Origin of the sequence: Methanosarcina sp. A14, from assembly GCF_001729375.1 — an archaeon.
In the GTDB taxonomy this organism is placed as follows: Archaea; Halobacteriota; Methanosarcinia; order Methanosarcinales; family Methanosarcinaceae; genus Methanosarcina; species Methanosarcina barkeri.
On record NZ_LZPK01000216.1, the window covers coordinates 1 to 3002 of the forward strand.

Annotated in this window: 2 protein-coding genes; both read right to left on the bottom strand. The window is 38.0% G+C overall.

Going from position 1 to position 3002, the window contains the following annotated elements:
- Positions 1–19 precede the first annotated feature (19 nt).
- On the bottom strand, positions 20–823 hold the full coding sequence (locus A9239_RS10900) for a winged helix-turn-helix domain-containing protein (protein WP_048119413.1): 804 nt from the start codon (positions 821–823) through the stop codon (positions 20–22).
- Positions 824–1992: 1169 nt separating this feature from the next.
- Positions 1993–2433, bottom strand: a complete 441-nt coding sequence (locus tag A9239_RS10905; protein ID WP_203225603.1) for a DJ-1/PfpI family protein — start codon at positions 2431–2433, stop codon at positions 1993–1995.
- Between the last annotated feature and the right edge of the window lie 569 nt (positions 2434–3002).

Genomic DNA, 3002 nt, shown 5'->3' on the forward strand with positions numbered 1-3002 from the left:
GTAAGTGTAATTGTCTATATTATGCGTAAGTGTAATTGTCTATGTTCTTAATCTGTTTGGAGCGCTGTTCATAATAATCATAGAGTTCTTTTCCCCAGACCAGAGCTCCTGGCTCAAAGCAGATCACATATTTTCGGTCAAAGACCGTGCTTTTCGGGAAAAGGGCCATTGCCATGAAATTATCCGCTGCTACGACAGCAGGTATCTTTTCGCAGTCCGTACAGACAAAAAGCTTAGCATTTTCTTTTTTAAGGTATTGTTCGGTCTGTTCCCTGTAATCTTCGACCCATCTTTTCAGGACGGACTCGGGGAATACAAGCGATATCATGATTCCTTTTTCGGCAATCTCTAGGAAAAATGAGGGGAAAAGAGGGTGGAAATATGAAATCGTAGCTTTCAGCTCTTTTGCCATCCGGGCGTTTTTGACGTACTCCGGAATTAGCTCAAACATATAATCTATCTGAGGCTCAATTATAGCGCAGTGCCCAAGTTCACTAATTCTTCGCAGGAGAAAAGGTGGAACCTCGTTTACTTCCCTTTCTGCCCAGTAATTCGCATTTTCTTCGAGAACGGTAATTGTGTCCACAAGAGGCTTCATTTTCTCAACCACAACTCTGCCTATCTCGCTCAGTTTATAGAAGTTTTTTTCCTGGACTACCAGGTGCTGCTCTTTGAGCTTTTTTACCTGGGGCTGGACTGCGGTTGCACTGGCATTAAGGGTTTTTTTAATTGTTTCAATATCCTTTGGCCCTTCAAGCAGAAGAAGCAGCACATTCTTCCTTTTTTCAGAGAGAAATATCAGATTGAGTAGATTGTTTTCCATATTATGCACCTTGACCGGCTGCCTGCAGGCTTGTAAATGTATAGAGGTTTCGTAAATTGGGAGGCAATTTGCAATAAAGGAAGTCTCACTCTAAAAACTGGAGTATACTAATGTTTTCTATAAAACTTGAAAATTAATCGTTAATATATTTTTCTCTTCTATATATAAGTGCCATGCATTTTCATCGATTTCTTTTTTCTGGTAAGTGCATTTTCCTGAAAAAACCTCAACTCAGAAACTCAATTTCAAAATGCATATTTGTTTAACGAATTGTATATACACCATTGTACACAGTTAACTCTAATATTTTAGTAAATTTTCTGGGATTGCATTCCGTGACAGTTTCTATAAAAAGCAGTTGTTACTCTCATTACATAATATCATTCTCATTACACAATAACACATAAGCTGCAAAGATTTCAGTTTCTTCTGTTTTTTTTAGTAGCTATACTAAGCAGGATAGCACTTGAGCTTTGGGTTAATTCTCAACTAAGGGTCTTCAAATCGCCGAAAACGGACATCTCAAAAGCCTTGAAAAACACTAATTTCTTGAAGGCTGAATGAAAGTATGCCTATTTTTTCCTCACATTTTGAAATTTTGCTTCTTAGTATTTTACCTGTTATATCGTCGAATTTGCAACGGGATTCGCTAGAGCAACTTTGATTTTTATAAGGCAGTATTCTTAAAAAAGTGAAATTAATTGAGCTAGAGCAACATTATTAGCCGTCTTAATCCGAATTTGTCACGCTCGACGCAGGAGAGCGGCCTTTCAGAAAAGAAGTCGAAAGAATGTATCCTCTTCAAATTCAATGGAGAATTTTCCAACTTGATAAATGCACAACAATCTTATTAAATATTTGCAAAGTTGTGTGCATCGCTTGAAGTTGTTTCTCATACTTGGTTAAATTCTTAAATTTTCAGCAAATACATGAAATTTACTTTTACCCATACAATTTGAAGAGGATACCTTTTTTGCTTTTTTACTTTTTTGGGCTGTTCCGAGCGTTCGCTCGGTGAAAGAAAGACTCTGGGCGATGAATATGTTTTTTTTGGGACTTTTTACTACATTATTTTTAGGTGGCAGTTCCTCTAGATTAGTGAATTATATTAGCCGAAGAAACATTATTAACCGTCTTAAACCAAATGATACTTCCTTTACTTAGATGCTTTAGATGCTTATACTTGCACCGAGCAGTTCTACAAAAGCTCTTAACCAAGCTGGGTAATTGGGCCAGGCTTGAGCTGTTACCAGATTTTTGTCTATAATTACCGATTCGGACTGCCAATCAGCGCCAGCCAATCGGCATTCTGGAGCACATGCCGGGTATGATGTTACCTTATAGCCTTCCAGGACTTTAGCCGCTGCCAAAAGCTGCAGTCCATGGCAGATAACTGCTACAGGCTTGCCAGCCGCAAAGAAATCCTGTACGAGTTTAATAGTTTCATCATACAGACGGATATATTCAGGGGCTCTACCACCCGGAACTACCAGACCTGCATAATCCTTCGCTTTTACATCAGACATGGAAACATCTACCGGAATGCGATGCCCTGGAAGCTCAATATAGGTATTGAGCGTGGTGAAGTCGTGTACGACCAGTTGCAGCATATTCCCAGTTTTTTTGTTGGGTGCCGTTATTATCCACCTGGTAGCCCAGCATCTGGAGCGACTGTTGTGGTACCTTCACCTCATAATCCTCAGCGCAATCGCCTGTCAAGATCAGAATTTTCTTGGAAATGTATCTTCTTCCCTGCGGTTATAGCAATTTTCAAGTCATCTAATTTATGTTTTCAGGATAGCTGACTTAGTTCAAAATCGAGTTACGGAAGTAGTTGTAACATCATTAATCTAAACTGTAACTGATATCAGGTAATATATCAGGTAACATATCAGGTAACGATGTTACGAAACAAAAACACTAACGATAAATTGTTACCTTATTAATTTTATAACTTTAATAATTTTTCCGAGCTGCCAATTCTTCTGAAGATTTCAAGCAGTTGTGACAACGTTTATCAATATTTCATAATTTCATAAAAAGACATAATTCTTAAACATAAAACCAGCTAATTATCAGGATAGCACCAGATAATCATGTAAGGAGAATACCAGATAATCATGTAAGGAGAATACCAGATAATCATGTAAAGAGAATACCAGATAATCATGTAAGGAGA